This window comes from Ammoniphilus oxalaticus (assembly GCF_003609605.1).
In the GTDB taxonomy this organism is placed as follows: domain Bacteria; phylum Bacillota; class Bacilli; order Aneurinibacillales; family RAOX-1; genus Ammoniphilus; species Ammoniphilus oxalaticus.
The window spans coordinates 306,460-332,260 of the sequence record NZ_MCHY01000009.1 but is presented as its reverse complement, the minus strand read 5'-3'; the positions used below and the strand labels follow the sequence as shown (position 1 = coordinate 332,260).

The window sequence follows — 25,801 nt, the reverse complement described above, 5'->3', positions numbered from 1 at the left end:
GGATATGTTCATTCACTTAGGCGGGGACACGGTTGTTCGCTCTGATGAGGTGATCGCTATTATTCAGCGCGGCATGGAAGTCTCTAAAATAACAAAGCAATTTTTGGAGGGAGAAAACTCTGGGCAGCAAGTCATCCGTATCAGTAATGAAGAGACAAAATCATACGTTGTATTGAGAGATCGAATTTATTGTTCTCCCATTTCCTCCTTAACTTTAAAAAGAAGAGCAGACTATGTGAGCAGTTTAGAGAGTAGAGAGTAGGTGTGCCTAAATGACTCAAAATAATTCATATGATTCTAGTCAGATACAGGTGTTAGAGGGACTTGAAGCTGTTCGAAAACGACCGGGGATGTACATTGGATCGACGAGTAGCCGTGGTTTGCACCATCTCGTTTGGGAGGTAGTCGACAATAGTATTGACGAGGCGCTTGCGGGATATTGCACAGATATCCATGTGACAGTTCACCCTGAAAACATCGTTTCTGTTACTGATAATGGCCGTGGTATTCCAACGGGAATTCACGAGCGAACGGGGAAATCAACCGTAGAAACGGTGCTTACCAATCTTCATGCCGGAGGTAAATTTGGCGGTGAAGGATATAAGGTTTCCGGGGGATTACATGGTGTCGGGATCTCGGTCGTTAATGCTTTGTCAGAGTGGTTGGAAGTAGAAGTAAAGCGTGATGGCAAGATTCATAAACAACGTTTTAATCGCGGTTTTCCAGAAGGGGACTTAACCATCGTTGGGGAAACAGAAGAAACAGGAACGAAGGTTGTGTTTAAACCAGACTCGGAAATTTTTAAGGAAACGACGTCTTTTGAATATGAAGTTTTGCAAAAACGGTTGCGGGAACTAGCTTTCTTGAATAAAGGGATTCGAATTAATTTAGTGGATGAACGGCAAGACCGTCGTGACACGTATAAATTTGATGGCGGAATTGTTTCCTTTGTTCAACACTTGGATAAAAACCGCTCGGGGATCATCGAAGAACCTATCTATATTACGGGTGAAAGAGACGGTCTCTCCGTTGAAATTGCCCTACAGTACAATGATAGTTTCCAATGTAATCTTTATACCTATGCTAATAATATCCATACGCACGAGGGCGGCACACATGAATCTGGGTTCAAAAGCGCCTTAACGCGTGTTATAAACGATTACGGTAGACGACAAAATATTCTAAAGGAAAAAGATGGCAATTTAACGGGTGATGATGTTCGTGAGGGCATGACTGCTATTTTAAGCATTAAACTGCCAGATCCGCAATTTGAGGGACAGACGAAAACAAAGTTGGGGAATAGTGAAGCGAGAAGTATCACGGAATCGTTGTTCGCTGAATATTTATCCGACTTTTTAAATGAGAATCCTTCTGAAGCGAGAAGAATTATGGATAAAGCGCTAATGGCTTCTCGAGCGAGGGAAGCAGCGAGAAAAGCGCGTGAATTGACCAGACGTAAAAGCGCTTTGGAAGTGAGCGCCTTACCTGGGAAACTAGCAGACTGTTCTTCACGTGATCCTGCGATCAGTGAGCTTTATATTGTGGAAGGGGACAGCGCGGGCGGCTCGGCAAAGCAAGGACGCGATCGAATGTTTCAAGCCATCCTACCGTTAAGAGGGAAAGTAATCAACGTTGAAAAAGCGAGACTAGATAAAATTCTATCCAATAACGAAATTCGGATGATCATCACCGCCTTAGGGACGGGAATTGGGGAAGAATTTGATATTACGAAGGCCCGTTACCATAAGCTAATCATTATGACGGATGCGGATGTCGATGGCGCCCATATTCGAACCTTGCTGTTAACCTTCCTCTATCGCTATATGAAGCCATTAGTGGAAGCGGGATATGTTTATATTGCTCAACCCCCATTGTACAAGGTAGAGCAGGGCAGAACGATCCTATACGCTTACAATGACGCGCAATTGCAGGAAACGATGAGCGGGTTAAAAGAACGTCCTGAACCAAATATTCAGCGTTATAAAGGTCTTGGTGAGATGAATCCAGAGCAATTGTGGGAGACGACAATGGATCCCGAATCGCGGACACTGTTACGCGTAAGCTTGGAAGATGCAATGGAAGCCGATGAAATTTTCGACACGTTGATGGGGGATCGGGTTGAACCTAGACGTGACTTCATCCAAGAAAATGCGCAATATGTAGGAAGTCTAGATGTTTAGTGAGTGAAATAAAAACGGAGGTAAAATGGAATGGCTGAAGAGCAACGTTCCAACATCATAGATCGTAGTATTGCCCAAGAGATGCGTGAATCGTTTTTAGGTTACGCGATGAGCGTAATCGTGAGCCGGGCATTGCCAGACGTGCGAGATGGCTTGAAACCGGTTCATCGACGCATCCTCTTTTCCATGAATGAGATGGGAATGACTCCTGATAAGCCATATAAGAAATCAGCTAGAATCGTGGGGGATGTTATCGGTAAGTATCACCCTCATGGGGATTCGGCTGTATACGAAACGATGGTCAGGATGTCGCAAGACTTCTCCTATCGCTATCCGTTAATTGACGGACATGGGAACTTTGGATCGATCGATGGCGACTCAGCGGCAGCGATGCGTTATACTGAGGCCCGTTTATCTAAAATTGCCACAGAGTTGCTTCGCGATATTAATAAAGATACGATCGACTTTGCGCCGAATTATGACGAAAATGAAAAAGAACCCACCGTTCTTCCTGCTCGTTTCCCAAATTTATTGGTAAATGGCGCGGCGGGCATTGCTGTTGGTATGGCAACAAATATTCCTCCGCATAATTTAGGCGAAGTGATCGACGGGATCTTGATGTTGATTGAGAATGAACAAGTAACGATTCCTGATTTAATGCAAGTTGTGAAAGGCCCTGATTTTCCAACAGCTGGACAAATCATGGGCAGAGGGGGAATTTATCGAGCGTTCGAGACAGGACGCGGCAGTATCACGCTTCGCGCTAACGCGGAAATTGTAGAAGAGGAAAACGGAAGGCATCGGATCATTGTTGATGAGATTCCCTATCAGGTAAATAAGTCGAGATTGATTGAACGGATTGCTGAACTTGTTCGCGACAAGCGAATTGATGGAATCACTGATCTTCGTGATGAATCTGACCGTAACGGGATGCGCATTGTGATTGAGATGAGACGTGATGTAAATCCGCAAGTATTGCTAAACAATTTATATAAACAAACGGCGCTACAGACTACTTTCGGTATTAATATGCTCGCGTTAGTAAACGGGCAACCGCAAGTGCTCAATTTAAAAGAGATGCTCACGCATTATCTTGATCATCAACGCGTAGTGATTCGCCGACGCACTGAATTTGATTTACGCAGAGCGGAAGCGCGGGCTCACATTTTAGAGGGATTGCGTATCGCGTTGGACCATATTGATGAAATCATTAGCTTGATTCGCCGCTCTCAAACAACTGAGCAAGCAAGAAATGGCTTGATGGAGACGTTCTCGTTAAGCTATGAGCAATCACAAGCGATCTTAGATATGAGATTGCAACGTTTGACTGGTTTAGAGCGTGACCGTATCGAAGCGGAATACCAAGAATTGGTTAAACTTATTGCTGAACTGAGAGCGATTCTTGCTGACGAAAATAAGGTTTTGGCCATCATTAAAGATGAGCTGATTGAAGTGCGAGATAAGTACGACAATCCGCGTCGAACGGAAATTATGGATTCGGAAGACTTGCTTGATATTGAGGATTTGATTCCTGAGCAAGAAGTTTGTATTACGCTTACACATGACGGTTATATCAAGCGTTTACCTGTTTCCACGTATAAAAGTCAGCGTCGGGGCGGTAGAGGGATTTTAGGCGCGGAGACGAAAGATGACGATTACGTTCAAACGCTGTTTGTTACGAATTCGCACAACTACTTATTAATCTTTACAAATCGAGGCAAAGTATACCGCATAAAAGCTTTTGAAGTGCCAGAATTTAGTCGGACAGCCCGCGGTATCCCGATCATTAATTTAATCCAGATTGAACAAGGGGAATCCGTTAAAGCTGTGATTCCAGTTAGGGAATTTAAGGATGACCGCTTTTTGTTTTTTGCCACAAAACAGGGAATTGTAAAGCGGACTGACCTGACTGCATATGAAAATATCCGTAGGGGCGGGCTTTTTGCGATTAATATTCGCCAGGATGATGAACTGATTGGCGTCGGTCTAACAGACGGAACGAAAGACATTATTCTTGGCACAAAATTTGGGATGTCGATCCGTTTCAATGAAGAGGATGTTCGACCAATGGGAAGAACGGCAACGGGTGTTAAAGGCATTACTCTCGTTGAAAACGATCAAGTCATTGATATGGATCTGATTGACGACGGATCCCATGTGTTAATCGTCACTTCCGAAGGCTATGGAAAGCGAACGCCTGTTGATGAATACCGCCCGCAAACACGCGGTGGTAAAGGATTGATCACCCTGAATGTAACAGATCGGAATGGTCATATTGTCGCATTGAAAGTAGTCAATGAGGAACACGATTTGATGATTGTGACGGTTTCTGGCGTCATCATTCGTTTAAATGTGAACGGAATCTCGACGATGAGCAGGAACACACAAGGAGTTAAATTAATTCGTGTCGAAAATGATGAAGCAGTTGCTACGGTAGCGAAAGTCGATATGGAAGAACCAGATGATGAAACAGAAGAGGATCATGAAGATCTTGATTTAGAAGTTGAAGAGACAGAAGTAAGCGAAAAACCACAATCTGAATCAGATATAGAATCAGACCTCGTAGATGGGGATCCAGAGGAAGACTAAGTCCAATTCATTATTTGTTGACCACTTTACCGAAGTGCTGGAATAGAACCTAGCGTATAGGGAACACATCATCGACGGGATCCCTATGCTAGGTTCATTCTATTTTGTCTCAAAAATAAAACGTTCCTGGAATAGCAGATTTAAAATCATATTAGGAAATTTTCGTTCGTTAATTGCCAGAAATTCTTGGATGATAAACATTTCTGTGGAAGAAAGCGAAAAAATCATTTCTCCCCATAATTCGGTTTCATAGCGGCAGATCATTCCAAGTGTGTACATGAGCATATAGTGGACGAGTATCTCAGGGATGAAAGAAGCCGCCGCATCAGGCTTTGTATAAAAATAATGATTCCCTTTGTAATCCTGGATGAAAAGATCATTGTCAAATCCCGTTGGATTCTCCAAAACTTGAATTTGCTCGGGATGATGCCAATTTAAGCGGATAATGCCTTGCGGCGCCTCTAGGTCATGAGTCGTGAATCGGGCTTGTCCATGATTGTAACGATTTAAAAAGTGAATAAAGCTGCTATAAGAAAGATGACATTTATCCAAGATATGTTCGGGCAAGTAAAAGGTTGTGTAAGGGTAAGTATAATCGACATGCTTTGAAATGTGGATCGGCTCGAGATCGACATGCTCATACGTCTTCTCATAGGCTGCGCGTAATTCGGGTAGCATGGCCAACAGATTCTTCATTTTAAACTTTTCTCCAACGAGTTGCTCGCTGCCTAAATGAGCGGCAACGAGCGGGAATAAACCGTCCCGTTGAATTTTTACTTCGTCATCCGAAAATGTGTAGTCTAATTTTTTAAGTTTTCGACACGTCATTCCATGTTGAAGAACTTTTGTATGTGTTGGATAATGGGCGTCCGCGGTTAAGATAAAAGCCTTAAGTAAGCTGACCATCCCGTAATAAAGCAACAGTGGTTTAACTAAATCGGCGCTGCGGGAAGCCGTATGGAAATATTCGCGACCTTGTTTGATGTAATAAATAAACTTGCGCGTATTTTGAAAAGAGAGTCGGGCTGTATCTGCTTTATATTTATCTTGATAGTACTGGTCGAATAACTGTTTAACATGTGGTTCGCTTTCAAAGTAGACGAACATATTCCACATTTTATTAACTGGGTTTTCACAGGAAACTCGATGAATTTCACGCATTATATCACCATTCTATTTTCATATTCAGCAATAGTTTTCACTTAAACACAATTTTCATGGTTTTTAACATAGTTTACTTCGAATGACGAACAATATAAGAGAGAACTTGACAGTAATTTATGGGTTTTGTTAAACTACGTCTAATATATTTAAGGGGAAGGGAAGGGAAACGACGTGTGGGAGCATAAATTCGGCAGAGAAGGCCTAACTTTCGACGATGTTTTATTAATTCCAGCCAAATCCGAAATTCTACCTCGTGATGTTGAAGTTTCCGTTGTATTAAGTGAGCGCGTCAAGTTAAATATCCCAATCGTGAGCGCCGGGATGGACACCGTGACGGAATCGGCAATGGCGATCGCAATGGCTCGACAAGGCGGCCTAGGGATTATTCATAAGAATATGAGCATTGAACTGCAAGCAGAAGAAGTGGATCGTGTGAAGCGCTCCGAAAGCGGTGTAATCACTAATCCATTTTCTTTGCAGCCGCATAAGCTTGTGCAGCACGCTGAACAGCTAATGTCCAAGTACCGTATTTCAGGGGTGCCGATTGTGGATGATCAAAACCACCTCGTCGGAATTTTAACGAATCGTGATCTCCGTTTTGTTCATGATTATTCGATCCCCATTCATGAAGTGATGACTAAAGATAACCTTGTCACTGCTTCTGTTGGCACAACCTTAAAAGAAGCGGAAAGCATTCTTCAAAAGCATAAAATTGAGAAGCTTCCACTCGTTGATAAGGACAATGTTCTCAAAGGACTCATCACAATTAAAGATATAGAAAAAGCGATTCAATTTCCGCAAGCAGCCAAAGACAGTCAAGGTCGATTACTTGTTGGGGCTGCGGTAGGCGTTTCTCAAGACACGTTTGATCGAGCAGAGGCGCTTGTCCAGGCTGAAGTCGACTGTCTTGTAATTGATACAGCGCATGGTCATTCGAGAGGCGTGCTGGACACAGTGCGTAAATTGCGCGAACTGTATCCTGAATTAACCATCATTGCTGGAAATGTGGCTACAGGAGAAGCAACAAGAGATTTAATAGAAGCCGGGGCTTCCGTCATTAAGGTAGGGATTGGACCAGGCTCGATCTGCACAACGCGGGTTGTTGCGGGAATTGGCGTGCCGCAAGTTACAGCCGTATATGACTGCGCGACGGTCGCTAAGGAGTACAATATTCCAATCATTGCTGACGGTGGTATTAAGTACTCTGGGGACGTTACCAAAGCGATCGGGGCTGGAGCAGACGCAGTTATGCTCGGCAGTTTGTTTGCGGGATGTGAAGAAAGTCCAGGGGAATCCGAAATTTATCAAGGACGAAGATTTAAAGTGTATCGGGGCATGGGTTCGTTAGGGGCGATGAAGGAAGGCAGTAAAGACCGATATTTCCAGGAAAATGAAAATAAGCTTGTTCCTGAAGGAATTGAGGGTCGCGTCGCTTATAAAGGTCCTGTTGCCGATATTCTATTCCAACTGGTTGGCGGTTTACGCGCTGGAATGGGCTATTGCGGGACTGAAAATATAAAGGAAATGCATAAAAACGGCAAATTTATTCGCATCACGGGGGCAGGTCTTGTTGAGAGTCATCCTCATGATGTTCAGATTACAAAAGAAGCGCCGAACTATTCACTTTCTTGATTTTGAGTGGCCTGTTTTAAGGCCGCTTTTTTTGTGCTTTGTTGCGTTATGTTCAAATCTTTGATTTTCATTTCCACTTGGAAAAAGCTGTGGTACAATAAATTTTGGTCTATATAAACAGAGGGAGGGGAGTTCGGTTGAACGGAAGCAGAAAATGGATTGCATCAGTATTAAGTTTCACATTACTTTTTCTCTTTACGATCATTCCGGGGAATCGAACGGAAGCCGCGCCGTCGGGAATTAATCTGGAAGTAAGGTCGGCGATTATGATCGAAGCTACTACAGGGCGTATCTTGTATAAAATGAATGAGGATGTTGCTTTACCGCCTGCCAGCATGACCAAGATGATGACGGAGTTATTGGTTATGGAATATATTGAAGAGGGCAAAATTAGTTGGGATGATCCGGTACAAACGAGCGAATATGGTCATTATATGGGGAAATACGGAGGATCGCGCGTATTTTTGGCGATGGGCGAAGTACGCACTGTACGTGAGCTTTATGAAGCGATGGCTATATACTCCGCAAATGACGCAACAGTGATGTTAGCGGAACATATTGCGGGCACGGAAGAGAATTTTGTAAAAATGATGAATCAAAAAGCGGTAGAAATCGGTATGGAACACTCCCACTTCCTGACGAGCAGTGGTTATCCCGCCTCCGAATTGGGTGAATATCGCCCAAATATTGAAGGTGATCACGTCATGTCCGCAAAGGACTCCGCTATTTTAGCGCGCGAGATAATTAATAAATATCCCGAAGCATTGGAAATATCCAAAATTCCAAAGAAGGTTTTCCGTGAGGGAGAAGCTAATTCGTTGATGATGCCGAACTGGAACTGGATGTTACCGGGCCTTGTTTATCACTTTGATGGGGTCGACGGGTTAAAAACTGGACATACGAATGAGGCAAAGTATTGCTTTACGGGTACCGGCGTTCGTAATGGAATGAGGGTCATTACGGTTGTAATGGGCGCGGAAAGTGAAGCGAAGCGATTTGGTGAAACGAGAAAGTTAATGACTTATGGATTTAATAATTACAGCTTGGAAACGCTAACGCCAAAAGGTCAACCGATTGAAGGAGCAGAGGAAGCGACTGTCAAGAAGGGGAAGCGTTTAAACGTAGCTGTTGCCCCCGAGAAAGATGTTGTTTTCCCTCTTCACACGAATGAAAAGGACCAATATGAGGTAGCTGTACAATTAGAAGAAGTAATAGCTCCCATTGAGAAGGGACAACCTATTGGAAAGGTAACCGTTCAATATACGGGAGAAGATGATCCCGTAGAGTATATTTCTTCGGAAGATGAGGGCGCAGCGGTTAACCTTGTAGCTGAAGCAGATGTCGATAAAGCAAGCTGGATTCGGTTGTTTTTCCGAGCAATTAAGAACTTTATCGGTGGTATCTTTGGCGGCATCGTTGATAAGATTACAGGTTTGTTCTAGTTTGCCAGTCTGTTATGTTGTCTTTTCCTGTTGGTTTATGTATTATGATATTAATTGACAATTAACATTCTAAAGGGTTAAGTAGGGGGATAATCATGATAGAAACAGGTACTTCAAGAGAAAAGAGCGGAGTAATTGAGATACAAAAACGCGGCGTGATTATGGACGTTGTAAATGCCGAACAAGCTAAAGTGGCTGAGGCTTCTGGCGCGATCGCTGTGATGGCTTTAGAACGGGTTCCAGCTGATATTCGAGCTGCGGGCGGCGTAGCGCGGATGGCGGATCCTACAATCGTTGAAGAGGTTACGAAGGCTGTTTCAATCCCAGTTATGGCGAAAGCTCGAATTGGCCATTATGTTGAAGCGAAAGTATTGGAAACGTTAGGCGTTGATTACATTGATGAAAGTGAAGTATTAACGCCGGCTGATGAGGTTTATCATATTAACAAAAAAGACTTTAAAGTTCCATTCGTATGCGGGGCTCGTGATCTTGGCGAAGCGCTTCGTCGCATTAACGAAGGAGCGGCAATGATTCGCACCAAAGGGGAACCAGGCACTGGGAATATCGTAGAAGCGGTTCGACACCAAAGAACGATGCAAAGTCAAATTCGCAGAGTACAAAGTATGTCTTATGATGAGTTGGCGAATGAAGCGAAGAACATTGCGGCTCCATATGAACTGCTTGAATTTGTTCATAAAAACGGCAGACTGCCTGTCGTAAACTTTGCTGCGGGAGGCGTTGCTACACCTGCAGATGCGGCATTGATGATGTATTTAGGTTCGGACGGTGTATTTGTTGGGTCCGGTATTTTTAAATCGGATAATCCAGAGAAATTTGCGAAGGCTATTGTTCAAGCGACAGCTAATTTTGAGGATTATGCTTTAATCGCGGAACTATCAAAGAACTTAGGAAACGCAATGACAGGAATTGAAATCTCCACTTTGCTTGAAAATGAGCGAATGTCAGAACGCGGTTGGTAGTATTTGTTAGTATATAATAGAGTTTTACGGCATAAACTGGTATATCAAGGGTTAAAACCGTAAATTCAATATATGCAGAGCGATGATGGGAATAGTAATTCATGATGACTAGCGCAGAGAGTCGGTGTTTGGTGCGAACCGATCTAGGTTATGAATGAATCCACCCCTAAGCTCATTTTCCAAGAGTGGACTATGGTACGTACATAGTCAACTAGGGTGGCAACGCGGGTAAAATCTCGTCCCTAATGTAATGGGACGGGATTTTTTTGTATCCAAAAATTCTGAAGGAGTGAAAGCAGTTGTTAGAAATTAAACGTTTACGCAGTGATTTGGAGGGTATTAAACAAACGCTTAAAAACCGCGGCGGGGATTTTAAAGAATTGGACCAATTCTCCACGCTAGATGAGCAAAGAAGAGCCTTACTTGTGCAAAGTGAAACGTTGAAGAATAAGCGAAATACGGTTTCAGAGGAAATTGCAAAGAAGAAGCAGCAAAAAGAGGATGCTGACGATCTCATTAAGGAAATGAAGACAGTCGGTGATCAAATTAGACAGTTTGATGATCAACTTCGTGAAATTGAGGAGCAATTGGACCAAATTTTGATGGGAATTCCGAATGTTCCCCATGAAAGTGTTCCGATCGGTCAATCGGAGGATGATAATGTTGAAGTTCGGAGCTGGGGGGAAAAGAAATCTTTTTCTTTTGAACCGAAAGCGCATTGGGATCTTGCCTCTGATTTAGGAATTTTGGACTTTGAAGCCGCTGCTAAAGTGACGGGAAGCCGTTTTGTATTTTACCGCGGCCTAGGCGCTCGCCTCGAACGGGCGTTAACACAGTTTATGTTAGATTTACATGTGGATAAACACGGCTATGAGGAACTTCAACCGCCATACATTGTAAATAAGGCTAGCTTAACAGGTACGGGGCAGCTACCAAAGTTTGAAGAAGATGTTTTTAAATTGGAGGGAACAGAGTACTACTTGATTCCGACTTCGGAAGTGCCTGTGACTAATTACTATAGTGGTGACATTTTAGCTGGAGAGCAATTACCGATTAAGTTTACAGCTTATAGCGCTTGCTTTCGTTCTGAGGCGGGTTCTGCGGGAAGAGATACGCGCGGCTTGATTCGTCAGCATCAATTTAATAAGGTAGAGCTTGTCAAGTTTGTTAATCCAGATGATTCCTATGAAGAATTAGAAAAGTTGACTGCTGATGCGGAACATGTGCTGCAATTGTTAGGTTTGCCTTATCGTGTGGTAAACTTATGTACAGGGGATATCGGGTTTTCTTCCGCTAAAACGTATGATATTGAAGTATGGTTGCCGAGCTATGATACGTATCGCGAAATTTCCTCGTGCAGTAATTTTGAAGATTTTCAAGCGAGAAGAGCGAATATTCGTTTCCGTCGAGAAAAGAAAGGAAGACCTGAGTTTGCGCACACCTTGAATGGTTCCGGTTTAGCTGTGGGCAGAACGGTCGCCGCAATTTTAGAAAATTATCAACAAGAGGATGGAAGTGTAATTATTCCTGAAGTGTTGCGTCCTTACATGGGCGGTAGAGAGCGGATTAGTAAATAAAGCGAGTGTGTGGATAAGTTTTAAAAAGGAGAAATGGATTTTTTAGAATTGGGGCGAGAATTTTTGAATCAATCGATTGAGGTTGTCATTATTGGCGGAGGTCCAGCGGGGATATCGGCGGCAATCTGGTGTAAGCGGTTAGGGATCGATCATTTGCTACTGGAATCTGAGACGGCCACAGGAGGACAGCTCCACAATATTCAAAATGAAATTATAGACTATCCGGGAATGATCACGAACAATGGGCAACAATTACAGGAAAAGTTTCACCAGCATCTTCTTCAATTGAATTGCCGTTTTCGTCTCGGAACTTCTGTGTTATCCATAGACGCAGCGAATCGATGTCTTACTGTAAAAGAGGGGAAACGAGACCCTGAAGTTATCCATTTTCAATACTTGATTTTTGCGACGGGGGCTAAACCTCGCAGATTGCGCATCCCAGGGGAAACGGAAATGATGCAGCGTGGCGAGATTTATTCAGCCTCAAAAGACGGCGCCTTATTTGCGCATAAACGAGTGGCGATTATCGGAGGCGGGGATCGAGCCTTTGAAGGGGCCTTGATCTTGGCTGAAAACGGAGCGGAAGTGAGTCTGATTCACCGTTCGGATCGTTTTCGAGCTCGTAGAGAATACATCCAGCAAGTTACAAAGCGAGATAGCATTCAACTATATCCCCATTGTAAAATAGAACGAATTGACGGGAAAAGTCGCGTAACAGGTGTTACGATAGTAGATGCCAACGGAAAAGTGAATCAGCTTGTTGTAGACGGTGTATTCATTCGAGTTGGCGTGGAACCGAACAGTGGCTTATTAAAAGGAAAAGTGGAGATGGATCAGAATCAATATATTCTTCATAATCCCAAGTATCAAACGAGTGAACCGCATATTTTTGCAATTGGGGATGTATGTACACCAGCGGATTACACAAGTATATCTTTGGCGGCTGGCCAAGGAATGATTGCTTCCAAGTCGATTTCCATCTTGCTTTCATAAAAGGTACATGTTTCGTAACAAAAAAGAGGAGGGTCTAATGAAACCCTCCTCTTATTGATATACTCGTTTCATCCACTCAAGGATTCCCGTTTTTTCTTGCTCTCGCAATTCTTCCACATCTTGAATACAGAGAAGTTCACCGTCTCTTATCGCCATCATCGTATCAAGAATCGGTTCTACTTCTTCCACCTCATGCGTTGTTATCAAAACTGTTTGCTTTTCAATATCAATGTAGGAAATGAGTCCGCGAATAATTGAATCTCGAACCATTGGATCCAGTCCAGCCAGCGGTTCATCCATTAAGATAATTGGAACATCGCGGGCAAGACTTAACGTAATCTTTAAGCGACCGCGATTCCCCTTTGACAGGCTATTTATCTTTTGAGTTCGATCTAATTTCATGAATGTCAGGATTTCGTTCGCCTTCTCTACTTGAAAGTCAGCGAATTGAGACTGATAAAAGTCAATCATATCGCCTATGGTGAAAAAGGGATAAAATTGATCCGAATCTGAAAGATAGGAAACGTATCGGCAGCTTCTGCGGGTAACCGGCTGACCGTCGATTGTAATAGTTCCTGATGTCGGTTTAGCTAATCCTGCGATTAGTTTCAATGTGGTTGATTTGCCGCTTCCATTTTCGCCAATCACACCTATGATTTTACCAGCTGGCAAAGTAAATGAAATATCCTTTAGGGCCTTTTTCGATCCATATCGTTTTGATACTTGCTTAAATTCAATCACTTGTTAATTCCCCCCTTTTGGAAATAATGTTCCAATCCATTGATCATTTCTTCATCGCTATAGCCCATGTTTCGCATATCGTTGACGAAATTTACAATTTGCTCCTGCTTTAATGTTTCTCTTAACTTGGTTAAGACGAAATCATCCTTGGTTACAAAAGTGCCTTGCCCTCTTTTCGTTTCCACGATGCCCTTCCTTTCCAATTCACTGTACGCCCTTTGGACCGTATTTGGGTTCACGCTTGCTTGAATCGCCATCTCACGCACAGAAGGAAGTTTGGCCCCGAGACCAAGTTCTTTGCGTGTGATCCGATAACTAATTCGTTCGGCCAACTGCAGGTAGATCGGTTGATCTGGATTGAAATCCTCATTCATTACATAATCTCCACCTTACGGTCCAACATCCAACTTGAGAGAGCAAAGAGCATGATCGCGATGATGAGATGGAAGATATAAAATCCAACATAAACCACCTTAATTTGGGGAATCATCATGTGTGTGTTTGCCAAATAGATCGGACCCCACTGTGTTAAGAAATGATATAACGAAGTTGCCTCGAGTGTTGCCCACAATCTTGGACCGAATAAAATGATCGCAACAGCAATCACGCCTCTCCACTTGCCGAGTTTTTGTTTGGTTACAAGTTCTAGCATAGAGAGCATTAATGTCCACAGGGTTAGATAGATAGCAAAGAGGATGATGTGGACCAAAATGAACCCGCCCGTTCCGATGACATCTTGAAAAGGGATGAGTAATTCATCTGACAGCCTTTTGTTCGTCCACCAAGCATATAGGAAGAAAAGACAAGCAATAAACAGTGAGAAGCAAAAGGAGACAAGTCCGTTAATAAATTTTGCTGTAAGCAGCGCGTTTCCTGATAGCGGATTGTGTAGCCAATGGTGCATCGTATGCTTTTCTCTGTGAAGACTAAATCCAACATAAAATGGAAGATAGAAAATATGAGCCATAATTAACATAAACGACATACCAATTAAAACCCCTGGTAGCGTTTTCCAGGAGAGATAGATAGAAAAACCGATATATATCGCCATGACTAATAGTGCGATCAGCACCCCTGTTCTTCCTAGACGAAACTCTTTTCTCAATAATCCAGTCCATGGATTCATAAAACACACTCCTTTGTATCTGTGAATTAGTGTACTAATAACATAGTACACAGGTACAAAAGAAATGTCAAAGTCTTATTAAGATTTGCATGACCCAGGGATAGGATAAAGATTTATCGCGGAAATAGATTGCTGCCTAGGGCAGATAACTAATCTGATACATACTTTGTTATGGAATATCCAATGAGGGGGAAATAACGATTGATTAATCATGTTGTCCAACCAGGTGAAAATTTATGGTCGATCGCAGCGCGTTATGGGGTAAGTGTTCAGCAAATTATGCGAGTGAATGGGATTACGGATCCGAATCGTATTTATGTAGGGACGGTTATTCAAATTCCTGTCGGGTCTTCCTACTCACCGTCGGGACCAACACAACCGTCACCTACACCGCCGCCAACACCAGGGCCTGGGCGAAATTTAGAACGACGTGTAAATTCATTAGAACGTGAGGTTAATCAGTTGGGGCGGCGTGTGGAAAGGTTGGAGGATCGGGTTCGGCGGATAGAAGGAAGGTAAACGTAATTATAGACTGGGATCATACCCAAAAGAAAAGCAGGTGTAGACAGCTTTTGTTGTTTACCCCTGCTTTTGATACCGGTCGCTATCTCGAGATTCGTCCAGTTGGCGAGCGATTAAAACAATCACCATCAATTTGCGCCATTCCATATATTTAAAAGGTGGGGTACGGGGCGGAAGGGAATGGTAAAGTTCACATAGTTTATATATTGTAAGTAGGTATTACGATGTGTTAAGTTATTAAACATAATATGGCCCCGTAGCTCAGTCGGATAGAGCTGCAGTTTCCTAAACTGTGAGTCGGAGGTTCGAATCCTCTCGGGGCCGCCATACATAAAGTCAGTAACAATGCGGGTTTAGACCCTATTAGGATCCGTGTCTTTGAATGTTTCTATCAATTTGCAAACATTGGGTCCTATCATAGTCAATCTATAGGTATATCTTGCTATGATACTATCGCTTTGTTATATTAAATGGGTATATTATTAAGATTACTCGTTGTCCCACACCTGGGATCATAGCTAGCGGAGTTCTCTTTTTATTTAAAAGGTTTTGACCACTCCTCCACTCCATATCGGCAGGGGAAAGTGGTCTTTGTTATGTCATTTTGACTAAGGGGGATTTTTATTGTTTAGGAAAGAAAGATATTTGCTATTACTTGTACTTATCTTCGCTCTTGTTGGTTGCTCGTCTGAAAAAGGGGAAAAGGTAGCCGATGATGAGTTGGGTGAATTGGCGCCTTCATTTACTGTACTCACAGCTACGCCGGAGGAAAATTACATAACATACGAAGCGATGAAAATGATTTCAGAAGAGTGGAAGAAGCTCGGGGTGGATGTGACTGTTCAGCCGATGGATTTTCATGCGAAAGTTGATCGTTTGTGGGCGCCGGATGAACGAGATTATGATGCGTTTACGATTGGCTATTCTGGGCGAGTAGAAAGACTTGATCCTGATATGTTTACATATACTATTTTTCATTCCTCACTTGCAGGTCCTGGCGGAAGTAATACAACAGGACTTGTCAATGAAGAGTACGACAAGTATTCAAAGGATCAACGTCATGAAATGGATCCTGAAAAACGGCGGGATCTCGTTTTTAAAGCTCAAGAAATACTAGCGGATGAAGTTCCGGTCGTCAGCTTATACTCTAATACGCTCGTTCATGCGTATAACCATGAACGGTTTAATGAATTGCCTGCGATGGCCGGAGAAGGAGTATTCAACGAATGGATGCCGACTGAAGCGGAGCCGCTTACCGATGATAAATGGTTAAAGATCGGCGGAATTCAAGATTTGGATACACTGAATCCGATCGCGGCAAAAAGTGTTTTTGATTGGCGCCAGTTACGGCAAATTTACGATAAGCTTGTGCGGCTGAATCCACAAATAGAACCTGTCCCATCAGCTGCCGCCAATTGGGAAGTTGTTAATGACAAGACGATAGACGTTTTTCTGCGGCCGAATATGACATTCCATGATGGAAAGCCGGTAACAGTGGAGGATGTTAAATTCTCTTATGAATTCATGGATAAATGGAACGACGGTTATTTACAAGCCTTTTTGGAACCAATTGAGTCCATTGAATTACTTGGAGGAGAAACGATTCGATTCCATTTGACTGAGGCGTATGCTCCATTTATTACAGCGACATTAACGCAAATTCCAATTTTGCCTAAGCATATATGGGAAAAGGTTGAGGGGAATCCGTTGGATTTTGCTAACTTAGAGCCGATAGGCAGTGGGCCCTTTGTCTTTGAATACTGGAGACGAGGCGAGGAACTGAAGGTATCGCGAAACCCTGATTATTATAATAATATTAACGTGGATGGGTATATTTATCGTGTATATGGTCAGCCTGAAGCGGTCTTGTCCGCATTACGAACAGGAGAAATTGATACGCATGCTGATCGTCTAATTTCAGCCCACATTCAACAAGCGGAGAACATTGAACACATAAGTACGATTGAAGTAGCTGATATCGGGTTTGAATATTTAGGGCTAAACTTACGAAGAGCTCCATTTGACAATGAAGCGTTTCGTCAGGCGCTTGCTTTGACGATTGATTATGATACGATTTTAGATGTTTATTTGGAAGGGTATGGAACGAAAGGCGGGCCAGGATTAGTGATTCAGCCTGCGAATGAATTTTGGCACAATCCAGCAGCGCATCAACCTATTTTTGATCCTAAAAAAGCGCGCGACATCTTGCGTGAAGCTGGGTACAATTGGGATTCAGAAGGTAAATTGAGATTACCTGTAAACTAACATGTGAAATGGCGGTCAAAACTTTTTTGACTGCCATTCTGCTGTTTTATCCATTTTATAATTCTAACGCTCTGCGATATAGTTTCTGTATGTAGTAGGTTCAGTTGCTTAAAATCTATATGAAATTGATTCATTCATGAGGAAAGGGGAGCTATCTTCATGGTTTCCTTTATCGTTAAAAGGTTCATCCAATCCCTAATCACGCTTCTTGTCGTGGCGACATTGATTTTTTTTATGTTTCGTCTTATGCCTGGGGATATGACTGCTGCTTTGATTGACCCATCCATTGCGAAAGAAGCGCGCGACCAGGTGATTAAACAGTATGGTCTGGACCAGAGTATCTGGTCGCAATATCTCATTTTTTTACAAGATCTACTCAAATTTGATTTCGGACAATCTTTTTATTATAAACGCTCTACACTTGCTGTATTAAGCGATAAATTTCTCGCTACGATTATCCTCATGTTTTCCTCGATGGTTGTTGCTTATGGATTTGGGGTTTTTGGCGGGGCCTTGATTGCTTGGAAAAGGGGATCTTTTTTGGATCTTTTTTGGACAACCTTTGCCTTAATTTTTCGTTCAGCGCCAACCTTTTGGGTTGGGCTGCTTGCCATTTATGTCTTCTCCGTTACGCTTGGTTGGCTTCCTCATTCAGGGATTCGCTCACCGGGTTATGATGCAAAACATTCATTTGATTTGTTTTTCTCTGTTGATTTTTTGAGGCATCTTCTGTTACCAACTATTGTGACGGGTTTATTTTATTTAGCGACCCCGCTATTACTGATGAGGAATACGATGATTGATGTGTTGGGCGAAGATTACATTGAAATGGCGCGAGCAAAAGGATTACGAGAGAGAAGAATTTTATTTCATCATGCGATGCGCAATGCGCTTTTACCCGTTGTGACAGCAGGCGCGTTATTTATAGGTTCAGCTCTTGGTGGACAAGTGATGATTGAGTACGTGTTTAGTTGGCCAGGGTTAGGTCAAGAAATGATTTTAGCTGCCCAGCGTCATGATTATCCACTTGCTCAAACTGCTTTTTTATTAATGGCGGGCCTGATTATGATGATGAATGTGTTTGCTGATATTATTTATGCGTTTCTCGATCCGCGTATTACATATAAGTGATTCTATTCCATCACTACACGATCTGTAGTTGGAGGCGTTTTAATGATACGATGAATTGCCGCGCAATAGGAAACTGATTAAAGTGGAAGCGGGTTTTGATATGATAACAGTTCGGAAAGCGAGCAAAAACCAATTAGTAAGACGCATCTTAAAAGATCCATTTGCGCTTATTGGATTAATTCTGTTGCTTCTTTTTCTTATCGTAGCCATCTTTGCAAATTTTCTAGCGCCTTATGACGCCTATGAAATCATTCGCGCAGAAAATGGTGAAATCAAAAAACTATATACTCCTTCGATTGAACATCCATTTGGTACGACCAATATTGGTCGTGATTTATTCAGTCAGGTTATTTTTGGAACACGAACGGCAATTTCTGTCGGGTTTATTGCTGCTCTATTAGTGACATTTGTAGGAGTGATGGTGGGACTTATTTCGGGTTACTTCGGGGGAATAACAGATATCATTTTGATGAGAATTGTTGATGTATTTTATGCAATTCCTTTTATTCCATTTGTCATTGTATTAGTTGCTCTATTAAAGCCTTCGATTTGGAATGTTATTTTGGCTATTTCATTGCTGAGTTGGAGAACCGTAGCTCGTATCATTCGGTCCCAAGTGTTAACAATTGCAAAGCGACCTTTCATTAAAGCGGCAATCGTAAGTGGGGCAGGGCATCTTCGGATTATGGTTCGTTATATTTTACCAAGTGTGTTACCGATTGCGTTACTTGAAATGGCATTTATCGTTAATTCAGCTATTATGACAGAAGCAAGTGTGTCTTTTCTCGGACTTGGAGACCCTAATGTGATTAGTTGGGGGCAAATTTTACATACAAATTTTTTAACAGGTCATTCTCAAACAGCATGGTGGTGGGTTGCGCCACCTGGAATAGCGATTGTTTTATTATTGTTGTCTATCTTTTTTTTAACGCGCTCATTTGAAGAAGTGATTCATCCTAGGCTTAAAAGGAGGTCGTAAGATGCTCCAGGTGAACGATCTTTATGTAAATTATAAAAGAGACAATAACAAAGCATATGTCATTCAAAACTTATCAATGAAAATTCGAAGAGGGGAGCGTCTTGGCCTTGTGGGTGAAAGTGGGTGTGGCAAGACAACACTTGCCCGCGCTTTATTAAGGCTACTAAGCCCCAATGCGGTTATTTCAAGTGGACAAATTTTGTTAGATGGCGAAGATTTGTTAGCGCTAAGTAAAGAACAGATGAGAAAAAAACGCGGGAAAGAGATTGCTTTTATTCCGCAAAATGCAATGAATGCGCTGAATCCAGTTCATCGCATACGGGATCAACTAATTGAACTGTTGTATGAACATACAAGCATGCCAAAGAAAAAGGCGCTTGAAACGATTCGAGCGGCGATTCATTCGGTTGACATTCATGAAAGGCATCTCAATGATTATCCTCACCAATTAAGCGGTGGCATGAAACAACGTATTATTATCGCGATGACGCTTATGTTGCAGCCGACGCTCATTATTGCGGATGAACCTACAACAGCCTTGGATGTGATTGTCCAGCAAAATATTCTACATAAATTAAGGACAATGCAAGAAGCATTGAACAGCGCTTTACTCTTTATATCTCACGATCTCGCGCTGGTTTCAAGCTTTTGTCATACGATTGTCGTCATGTATGGCGGGAAGATTATGGAGACATGTAGGATGGAACAGTTTCTCGCGAGAGCCTCACATCCTTATTCAATAGGGCTACAGTATGCCTCGCCAAACTTTTCAATGAATGGGGAGGCATTGATTACGATTCCGGGGATGCCTCCAAAATTGACCGAACTAAGCAAAGGTTGTCAGTTTCATGAAAGGTGTCCATTTGTATCGGATAAATGTGTAAGTGTTGAACCAAAATTACAGCAAATTGCCGAGGGACACAAAGTGGCTTGTCATTATGTGAGTGAAGCGCAACGATTTCGTAGGGAGGCTAAGGAAATAGCCACTTGGGAAAGACGGAGGTAGAGCATGGGTCCATTGCTTGAATTAAAACAGATTACAAAACAATACCCAACTTCATTTCCTTTAAGAGGAAAAGGTAAAGGGGTGGAGGCGCTCCGCGATGTTTCTCTTTCGATTAAAGAGGGTGAAATTATTGGTCTTGTCGGGCAAAGCGGATCTGGAAAATCAACGCTCGGTGAGATTATTCTTCAACTTGAAAAACCAACGGAAGGTCATGTTATGTTCGCGGGTAAAAACCTCTCTACTGTAAGTAAAAAAGCTAGGAAACAAATGAGACGAGATATCCAAATGGTTTTTCAAGATCCATATGAAACGATGCATCCTTCATTCACTGTATTTGATACGATTGCTGAACCGCTTCGCATCCATGGATGGAGGCAGAAAGAACAGATTAGAAAAAAGGTATATGAAACTCTCGCTCAAGTAGAGCTAAGCCCGGTAGAGGATTATATCAATCGCTTTCCACATGAATTAAGTGGAGGGCAATTGCAACGCATTGCGATCGCGAGGGCAATTGTGTTGAATCCGCGGTTCCTTGTCGCAGATGAACCCGTGTCCATGCTAGACGTTTCCATACGGGCTGGGATTTTACATTTACTAAAACAGTTGAATGACACGTTTAAATTGACGATGCTCTATATATCTCATGATTTATCGACAGTTTCGTATTTGTGTGATCGACTGGCTGTTCTATATAAAGGTGAAATCGTAGAAATCGGTCCGACAAAAAAGGTGCTCGAATCACCGCAGCACCCCTATACACAAGCATTGCTTACGGCAATCCCGATGTTTCCTCATAACCGCTCTGTTATTGTATAAGTAAGAGGTTTATAGGTAGAGAGGATCTTTGTTTGTATTGTCGAATGCAGCTAGGTAAACTACATGTGGATGATGAAAATCCTTGAAAAATGATGAGGAGTGTTAGTTTTGTCAAATCATTTATTTTCCCCTTTTTCAATTAAAGGTCTTGAGTTAAAAAATAGGGTTGTCATGGCTCCAATGTGCCAGTATTCTGTTGCGGCGAAAGATGGTGTTCCGAATGACTGGCATTATACGCATTATGTTAGTCGCGCTGTTGGTGGCGTCGGTCTCATCATTATGGAGATGACAGATGTAGAGCCTGATGGGCGAATCTCCGATTATGATCTTGGCTTGTGGTCTGATGACCAAATTCCCGCCTTTTCTCGAATTATTAAGGCGGTCCAGCAACATGGGGCAAAGATTGGAATTCAAATTGCTCACGCAGGCCGTAAAGCTGAGGATGCTGGGCAACCCGTCGCTCCCTCACCCCTTCGATTTCCTGGTCCTGATTATAAACAACCACGGGCATTAACGACAGGTGAAGTAAAAGAGACGGTACAACTTTATGCGGAAGCCGCTAGACGCGCAGTCCAAGCGGGAGTGGATGTGCTCGAAATTCACGGAGCTCACGGTTATTTAATTCATCAATTTCAATCACCGTTAACGAACCAAAGAGATGATGAATATGGACGTGATTTAGAGCGATTTGGTGTGGAAGTGATTCAAGCGATGAAGCGTGAAATGCCATCGGACATGCCTCTTATTTTTAGAATTTCTGCTATTGAGTATGCGGATGGCGGTTATGAACTTGATCATGCGATCAAACTTTGTCGCGCTTATAAAGAAGCGGGTGTTGATTTGTTTCACGTAAGTTCAGGCGGTGAAGGGGTAGCGGGAGAGAAAAAGCCAGGTAATTATCCTGGTTACCAGGTTCCATTTGCTCGGGCGATTCGCGAAGCTGTATCGATCCCTGTTATTGCCGTCGGCATGTTGGAAAGTCCCGATTTGGCCCAGTCAGTCATTGCGAATGACGATGCGGATTTAGTCGCGATTGGCAGGGAATTATTACGTGATCCGTACTGGACCATTCGGGCCGCCCGTATACTTGGGGAGGAAACTAGTATTCCGCGGCAATACCGACACTTTTTTTAAGATGTATTAAAATAAATGGAATAAAAAAGGGTCAAATGAGGGAATATTTAGTTGATGACCTCGATTTTGGCCCTATATTATTCCATTGTCCCATTTCCAAAAAGTTAACAGTGACGTAAGTTGTGATCTTTGTTATAATGTAAGAATAAGTGGTTAAAGATTGATTATGAATGCGGACCTACATAAATGGAACCAGCCTCTTAATGAATGGCTGGTTTTTGTATTTAATAAGTTAGTTTGTTTTGGGGAAGATACGTTAAGGTGATAATATGAGGAAAAATAGATGGCTATTAATTTTACTACTTATTAGTTTAGGGGCGCTTGTATCTTATGTCGAGGCGGCGGAACGATTAAATATTGAGGTGTTTGACGTGGAGACGAAGCAAGTGACAAATACTACAGCCAATTCGGAAATAGTTCAGAAAGAACTTGGAAATAGTCTAACGAAGATTACTGGACTGACGAAGGAATTTGATCCAATCCCGACAAAGGGTCAAATGATTAAAATTCCGCTGGAACCATCTGTAACAGTTAATAATGAGTGGGTGACTACTTTTATTAACGAGCTGATTTTAATTCTCCCTACGGGAAGTAAGCCGTTATTGATGATTTTTGATGATGAAAACAAACCGTATTTTTTTGAATTCGACTATGATTTGCAATTATTGAAATCAGAAATTGAACAATCACTGAGCTAGTTTAAGATGCGATCCAAAAACATCTCTGTTTTCTATATATTTTTAAAATCGGAAGTATGATTCTTTAGGATCAGGGAATAGTAACAGTAATAGGGGCCTCTAAAAATCTAATCTGCAAAATTCACGCATTAAAAAGGGTTATCATTTTGATCAATCGGTTGCTCTTTTTAATATGTGAATTTTTTCCCAAAAGAATAATAAGCATATTTAATTTAAATTAGGTGGAGGTTTTACAATGCAAACAGGAACAGTTAAATGGTTTAATGCAGAAAAAGGGTTTGGATTTATCGAAAGAGAAGATGGAGACGATGTTTTCGTACACTTCAGCGCGATTAATAGCGATGGATTTAAATCTCTAGATGAGGGAGAACGAGTACAGTTTGAAGTTGTTCAAGGACAACGCGGCGAGCAAGCAGCAAACGTTAGTAAGTTATAAGTCTTTCTAACAGATGTAGCTAATCCCTTATGACGATTTCCACCATAAGGGATTTCCCCTTTTAAATGAAACCCTCGAAATGAGTCATACCACAAATCACTTCTTATTTCTTTTCTAACCATATCTTATTATGAAGATTAAAATTCAACTCACACTGGCGCGGTCATCGGAGCCGTAAGGATGGAAGAGAGGTAGGGCTTTCGTCGTTTTGAACTTTATTTAGAAGTAAACATGTATTTGTAGCGTGAAGCGCAAGGGAATCTAAATCATCTAAGGGAAAGCCATTCAAGCCATTCGGTTTTTCCGGGAAATAAAAACGACCTTCATTGAAGGTCGTTTTGTTATTATTGTTATAAATCGATTAGCCTAGCAATTTTCTCCTTGACCGCTTCTTCTTTTTCCACCATTTCTCTTATCATTAAAATTAAATCCTTCACTTCTTGCAAATCATCAAAATAGCATGATTTATGTTCATTATGAGTCATGTTTATAAATTGAACCTCGTAGCGGGCTTCATTATAACCTTTTGAAACATTTGAAAGCACATATTGGATGCTTGGCGAAATCAATTGTTCGGTCGTGTATAGGCCGATCATTTCTTCATGTTTTGCGCGGGCAAAGATGGCTTCTAATTTTAATTCGTCTAAAATAAAGCTGGAAAGTCCCTTCATACCCTCATCCTTCATCTCAACGATATACATAAATTACCTCCATCCGTTTTTTTTATTTTAACATACTTCATTGTTCATTATTTACTATCTCCTTAGAGTAGATTCATAATTGAGAAACGCGTCAATCAAATCTTCTGGATGCGTTTAATCGACCTTTTTGCAAGCATACAATCTGAATGTGTTTCAAATTTTAAAAATTGGTTTTAAAATTTGCTCGGCTATAATACTATTAAAAGTGGCGTTGGTTGGATAAAGTATTTGTTAGGTGTAGAGTAAAAATCAACGTTAGGTAAATGTCCGTCAAATACAGGAGCTCTGTAGACGGAATAGTTTCCATTGGAGTCAATTGAAGTGGTCAAGAATTGGTTTACAGCGAAGTTGTGTCAAGGAAATGGGTATTTATTTGATTAATCAATAAATACTATTTTTTTGGAAATGTGCAAATTAATATTTCTGAAATCAGGTTTCTATGTTATCCTATGTGTATATAACTTTTTGAGGTGAAAAAAATATGCAGGCGAATGTAGTCAAGAACGCACCGTTTACAAGGATGAATCCGTTTCCTGGGAAGATCTTAAAGAATATCGACCTAAACGGAGAAGGATCCAATAAAGAAACAAGACATCTTGAAATTTCATTAGAAGGATCCGGTCTAAGCTATGTGCCAGGAGATGCTTTAGGTATTTATCCTGAGAACGATCCTGAATTAGTAGCTGCTTTGATCGATTTGATGAAGTGGGATGCGGATGCACCTGTTGCGATTAACAAAGACGGGGAAACACTTCCGCTTAAAGAAGCGTTAACGAAGCACTTTGACATTACGAATCTTTCTAGAAAGATTGTCCAAGAAGCAGCGAATTTCACTGAAAGCGCAGATCTAAAAGGACTTGTAGAAGATGCGGCTCAGTTAAGAGAGTATCTGAATGGGCGCGATTTACTTGATTTATTGCAAGATTTCGGTCCATGGAGCGCTTCAGCGGAAGACATCACAGCTCTACTAAGAAGAATGACACCACGTCTATACTCTATTGCTAGCAGCATTGATGCTCATCCAAATGAGGTTCATTTGACAATTGGCGCTGTGCGTTACACAGCTCATGGTCGCGAGCGTAAAGGAGTATGTTCAGTTCAATGCGCAGAGCGAGTTAACGAGGGCGATACATTGCCTGTATTTGTTCAACCGAACAAAATGTTCTACCTACCCGAGTCTAAAGATACAGACATCATTATGGTTGGTCCTGGAACTGGAATCGCGCCATTCCGTTCGTTTATTGAAGAGCGCGCAGTAACGAAAGCAGAAGGTAAGAGTTGGTTATTCTTTGGAGACCAGCACGTTGCTTCAGACTTCTTATACAAAGAAGAGTTAGAGAAATATCAAGAGGATGGGGTTCTAACAAAGTTAGATACAGCATTCTCGCGTGATACCGATCAAAAAGTATATGTGCAACATAAGATGCTTGAAAATGGCAAGGAAATCTTTGAGTGGTTAGATAATGGCGCGTATTTCTACGTGTGTGGAGATAGGCTCTACATGGCAAAAGACGTAAACGATGCGCTAATTACAATTATCGAACAAGAAGGTAAAATGAGCCGTGAAGATGCGGAAGCGTATCTTGAAAACCTGAGCAAGGAAGGCCGTTACCAACGTGACGTTTACTAAAATTTAAAAGATTTGACAGTTCTGCTGTTAAACATCTAAAAGAGTGAGTCTACCATGCG

At 42.0% G+C, this 25,801-nt stretch carries 23 protein-coding genes, 1 tRNA gene and 1 other annotated feature; of the genes, 19 read left to right on the top strand and 5 right to left on the bottom strand.

What is annotated here, in order from left to right; all coding sequences use genetic code 11:
* Positions 1-4: 4 nt before the first annotated feature.
* The 3 genes from remB to gyrA are packed head-to-tail and all read left to right on the top strand — an operon-like array spanning position 5 to position 4,769.
* Positions 5-262: an extracellular matrix regulator RemB gene (remB, locus tag BEP19_RS13060; RefSeq protein ID WP_120190356.1), complete on the top strand. Its 258-nt coding sequence runs from the start codon at positions 5-7 to the stop codon at positions 260-262.
* A gap of 10 nt (positions 263-272) precedes the next feature.
* Complete coding sequence (gene gyrB / locus BEP19_RS13055) at positions 273-2,180, top strand: DNA topoisomerase (ATP-hydrolyzing) subunit B (RefSeq protein WP_120190355.1); 1,908 nt, start codon at positions 273-275, stop codon at positions 2,178-2,180.
* A 30-nt stretch (positions 2,181-2,210) separates the two neighbouring features.
* The gene (gyrA, locus tag BEP19_RS13050; RefSeq protein WP_120190354.1) at positions 2,211-4,769 is read left to right on the top strand and encodes a DNA gyrase subunit A; all 2,559 of its coding nucleotides are present in this window, start codon (positions 2,211-2,213) and stop codon (positions 4,767-4,769) included.
* 99 nt (positions 4,770-4,868) lie between these two features.
* Here gyrA and BEP19_RS13045 read toward each other — a convergent pair whose 3' ends face one another.
* Positions 4,869-5,930, bottom strand: a complete 1,062-nt coding sequence (locus tag BEP19_RS13045; protein WP_120190353.1) for a YaaC family protein — start codon at positions 5,928-5,930, stop codon at positions 4,869-4,871.
* Between the two features lie 174 nt (positions 5,931-6,104).
* Here BEP19_RS13045 and guaB point away from each other — a divergent pair, with 174 nt between their 5' ends.
* From guaB to BEP19_RS13020, 5 genes are all read left to right on the top strand, one after another.
* Positions 6,105-7,565, top strand: a complete 1,461-nt coding sequence (gene guaB / locus BEP19_RS13040) for an IMP dehydrogenase (RefSeq protein ID WP_120190352.1) — start codon at positions 6,105-6,107, stop codon at positions 7,563-7,565.
* Between the two features lie 137 nt (positions 7,566-7,702).
* The gene (locus BEP19_RS13035) at positions 7,703-9,007 is read left to right on the top strand and encodes a D-alanyl-D-alanine carboxypeptidase family protein (protein WP_245983550.1); all 1,305 of its coding nucleotides are present in this window, start codon (positions 7,703-7,705) and stop codon (positions 9,005-9,007) included.
* Positions 9,008-9,102: 95 nt separating this feature from the next.
* On the top strand, positions 9,103-9,987 hold the full coding sequence (gene pdxS, locus BEP19_RS13030; RefSeq protein WP_120190351.1) for a pyridoxal 5'-phosphate synthase lyase subunit PdxS: 885 nt from the start codon (positions 9,103-9,105) through the stop codon (positions 9,985-9,987).
* 73 nt (positions 9,988-10,060) lie between these two features.
* Positions 10,061-10,234 (top strand) — a binding site (T-box leader).
* Positions 10,235-10,286: 52 nt separating this feature from the next.
* On the top strand, positions 10,287-11,564 hold the full coding sequence (gene serS, locus BEP19_RS13025) for a serine--tRNA ligase (RefSeq protein ID WP_120190350.1): 1,278 nt from the start codon (positions 10,287-10,289) through the stop codon (positions 11,562-11,564).
* 33 nt (positions 11,565-11,597) lie between these two features.
* Entirely contained in the window at positions 11,598-12,557 is a 960-nt protein-coding gene (locus BEP19_RS13020) for an NAD(P)/FAD-dependent oxidoreductase (protein ID WP_120190349.1), read from the top strand.
* Between the two features lie 51 nt (positions 12,558-12,608).
* On the opposite strand, the gene BEP19_RS13015 is transcribed toward BEP19_RS13020, so the two are convergent.
* From BEP19_RS13015 to BEP19_RS13005, 3 genes are read right to left on the bottom strand one after another with little or no spacing between them, the layout of a single operon-like run.
* Complete coding sequence (locus BEP19_RS13015) at positions 12,609-13,298, bottom strand: ABC transporter ATP-binding protein (protein ID WP_120190348.1); 690 nt, start codon at positions 13,296-13,298, stop codon at positions 12,609-12,611.
* The gene (locus BEP19_RS13010; RefSeq protein WP_120190347.1) at positions 13,295-13,672 is read right to left on the bottom strand and encodes a GntR family transcriptional regulator; all 378 of its coding nucleotides are present in this window, start codon (positions 13,670-13,672) and stop codon (positions 13,295-13,297) included. Before BEP19_RS13010 ends, BEP19_RS13015 begins: the two co-directional genes overlap by 4 nt.
* Positions 13,672-14,424, bottom strand: coding sequence for a hypothetical protein (locus BEP19_RS13005; RefSeq protein WP_120190346.1), 753 nt, complete (start codon positions 14,422-14,424; stop codon positions 13,672-13,674). Before BEP19_RS13005 ends, BEP19_RS13010 begins: the two co-directional genes overlap by 1 nt.
* Before the next feature lie 201 nt (positions 14,425-14,625).
* Here BEP19_RS13005 and BEP19_RS13000 point away from each other — a divergent pair, with 201 nt between their 5' ends.
* From BEP19_RS13000 to BEP19_RS12955, 10 genes are all read left to right on the top strand, one after another.
* Positions 14,626-14,943 (top strand): LysM peptidoglycan-binding domain-containing protein, encoded by a 318-nt coding sequence (locus BEP19_RS13000; protein ID WP_245983547.1) that lies wholly within the window; start codon positions 14,626-14,628, stop codon positions 14,941-14,943.
* Positions 14,944-15,196: 253 nt separating this feature from the next.
* A tRNA-Arg gene (locus BEP19_RS12995) sits at positions 15,197-15,273 on the top strand.
* A 297-nt stretch (positions 15,274-15,570) separates the two neighbouring features.
* A complete protein-coding gene (locus BEP19_RS12990; RefSeq protein WP_120190345.1) occupies positions 15,571-17,211 on the top strand; it encodes an ABC transporter substrate-binding protein in 1,641 nt (546 codons plus the stop codon).
* Positions 17,212-17,370: 159 nt separating this feature from the next.
* Positions 17,371-18,342 carry an ABC transporter permease gene (locus tag BEP19_RS12985; RefSeq protein ID WP_120190344.1) on the top strand — a complete coding sequence of 324 codons (972 nt, stop codon included), beginning with the start codon at positions 17,371-17,373 and terminating at the stop codon, positions 18,340-18,342.
* Between the two features lie 100 nt (positions 18,343-18,442).
* Entirely contained in the window at positions 18,443-19,321 is an 879-nt protein-coding gene (locus BEP19_RS12980) for an ABC transporter permease (RefSeq protein ID WP_120190700.1), read from the top strand.
* 1 nt (position 19,322) lies between these two features.
* Positions 19,323-20,327 carry an ABC transporter ATP-binding protein gene (locus BEP19_RS12975; RefSeq protein ID WP_120190343.1) on the top strand — a complete coding sequence of 335 codons (1,005 nt, stop codon included), beginning with the start codon at positions 19,323-19,325 and terminating at the stop codon, positions 20,325-20,327.
* A gap of 3 nt (positions 20,328-20,330) precedes the next feature.
* Entirely contained in the window at positions 20,331-21,143 is an 813-nt protein-coding gene (locus BEP19_RS12970; protein WP_120190699.1) for an ABC transporter ATP-binding protein, read from the top strand.
* 108 nt (positions 21,144-21,251) lie between these two features.
* Positions 21,252-22,277, top strand: a complete 1,026-nt coding sequence (locus BEP19_RS12965) for an NADH:flavin oxidoreductase/NADH oxidase (protein WP_120190342.1) — start codon at positions 21,252-21,254, stop codon at positions 22,275-22,277.
* A 269-nt stretch (positions 22,278-22,546) separates the two neighbouring features.
* Complete coding sequence (locus tag BEP19_RS12960) at positions 22,547-22,975, top strand: hypothetical protein (protein WP_120190341.1); 429 nt, start codon at positions 22,547-22,549, stop codon at positions 22,973-22,975.
* A gap of 235 nt (positions 22,976-23,210) precedes the next feature.
* Complete coding sequence (locus BEP19_RS12955; protein ID WP_120190340.1) at positions 23,211-23,411, top strand: cold-shock protein; 201 nt, start codon at positions 23,211-23,213, stop codon at positions 23,409-23,411.
* 350 nt (positions 23,412-23,761) lie between these two features.
* Here the strand turns inward: BEP19_RS12955 and BEP19_RS12950 are convergent, their stop codons facing one another.
* The gene (locus BEP19_RS12950) at positions 23,762-24,112 is read right to left on the bottom strand and encodes a hypothetical protein (RefSeq protein WP_120190339.1); all 351 of its coding nucleotides are present in this window, start codon (positions 24,110-24,112) and stop codon (positions 23,762-23,764) included.
* A gap of 481 nt (positions 24,113-24,593) precedes the next feature.
* On the opposite strand from BEP19_RS12950, the gene BEP19_RS12945 reads away from it, so the two are divergent.
* Positions 24,594-25,742: a sulfite reductase subunit alpha gene (locus BEP19_RS12945; RefSeq protein ID WP_120190338.1), complete on the top strand. Its 1,149-nt coding sequence runs from the start codon at positions 24,594-24,596 to the stop codon at positions 25,740-25,742.
* The last annotated feature ends 59 nt before the right edge of the window (positions 25,743-25,801 follow it).

What these genes read in the sequence shown, in the direction of transcription:
- gyrB (WP_120190355.1), top strand. Translation starts at nt 273, where the DNA reads ATGACTCAAAATAATTCATATGATTCTAGTCAGATACAGGTGTTAGAG.
- BEP19_RS13045 (WP_120190353.1), bottom strand. Translation starts at nt 5,930, where the DNA reads ATGCGTGAAATTCATCGAGTTTCCTGTGAAAACCCAGTTAATAAAATG.
- BEP19_RS12975 (WP_120190343.1), top strand. Translation starts at nt 19,323, where the DNA reads ATGCTCCAGGTGAACGATCTTTATGTAAATTATAAAAGAGACAATAAC.
- BEP19_RS12955 (WP_120190340.1), top strand. Translation starts at nt 23,211, where the DNA reads ATGCAAACAGGAACAGTTAAATGGTTTAATGCAGAAAAAGGGTTTGGA.
- BEP19_RS12985 (WP_120190344.1), top strand. Translation starts at nt 17,371, where the DNA reads ATGGTTTCCTTTATCGTTAAAAGGTTCATCCAATCCCTAATCACGCTT.
- BEP19_RS12970 (WP_120190699.1), top strand. Translation starts at nt 20,331, where the DNA reads ATGGGTCCATTGCTTGAATTAAAACAGATTACAAAACAATACCCAACT.
- remB (WP_120190356.1), top strand. Translation starts at nt 5, where the DNA reads ATGTTCATTCACTTAGGCGGGGACACGGTTGTTCGCTCTGATGAGGTG.
- BEP19_RS12945 (WP_120190338.1), top strand. Translation starts at nt 24,594, where the DNA reads ATGCAGGCGAATGTAGTCAAGAACGCACCGTTTACAAGGATGAATCCG.
- gyrA (WP_120190354.1), top strand. Translation starts at nt 2,211, where the DNA reads ATGGCTGAAGAGCAACGTTCCAACATCATAGATCGTAGTATTGCCCAA.
- BEP19_RS12950 (WP_120190339.1), bottom strand. Translation starts at nt 24,112, where the DNA reads ATGTATATCGTTGAGATGAAGGATGAGGGTATGAAGGGACTTTCCAGC.
- BEP19_RS13010 (WP_120190347.1), bottom strand. Translation starts at nt 13,672, where the DNA reads ATGAATGAGGATTTCAATCCAGATCAACCGATCTACCTGCAGTTGGCC.
- BEP19_RS12980 (WP_120190700.1), top strand. Translation starts at nt 18,443, where the DNA reads ATGATAACAGTTCGGAAAGCGAGCAAAAACCAATTAGTAAGACGCATC.
- pdxS (WP_120190351.1), top strand. Translation starts at nt 9,103, where the DNA reads ATGATAGAAACAGGTACTTCAAGAGAAAAGAGCGGAGTAATTGAGATA.
- BEP19_RS12960 (WP_120190341.1), top strand. Translation starts at nt 22,547, where the DNA reads ATGAGGAAAAATAGATGGCTATTAATTTTACTACTTATTAGTTTAGGG.
- BEP19_RS13020 (WP_120190349.1), top strand. Translation starts at nt 11,598, where the DNA reads ATGGATTTTTTAGAATTGGGGCGAGAATTTTTGAATCAATCGATTGAG.
- BEP19_RS13005 (WP_120190346.1), bottom strand. Translation starts at nt 14,424, where the DNA reads ATGAATCCATGGACTGGATTATTGAGAAAAGAGTTTCGTCTAGGAAGA.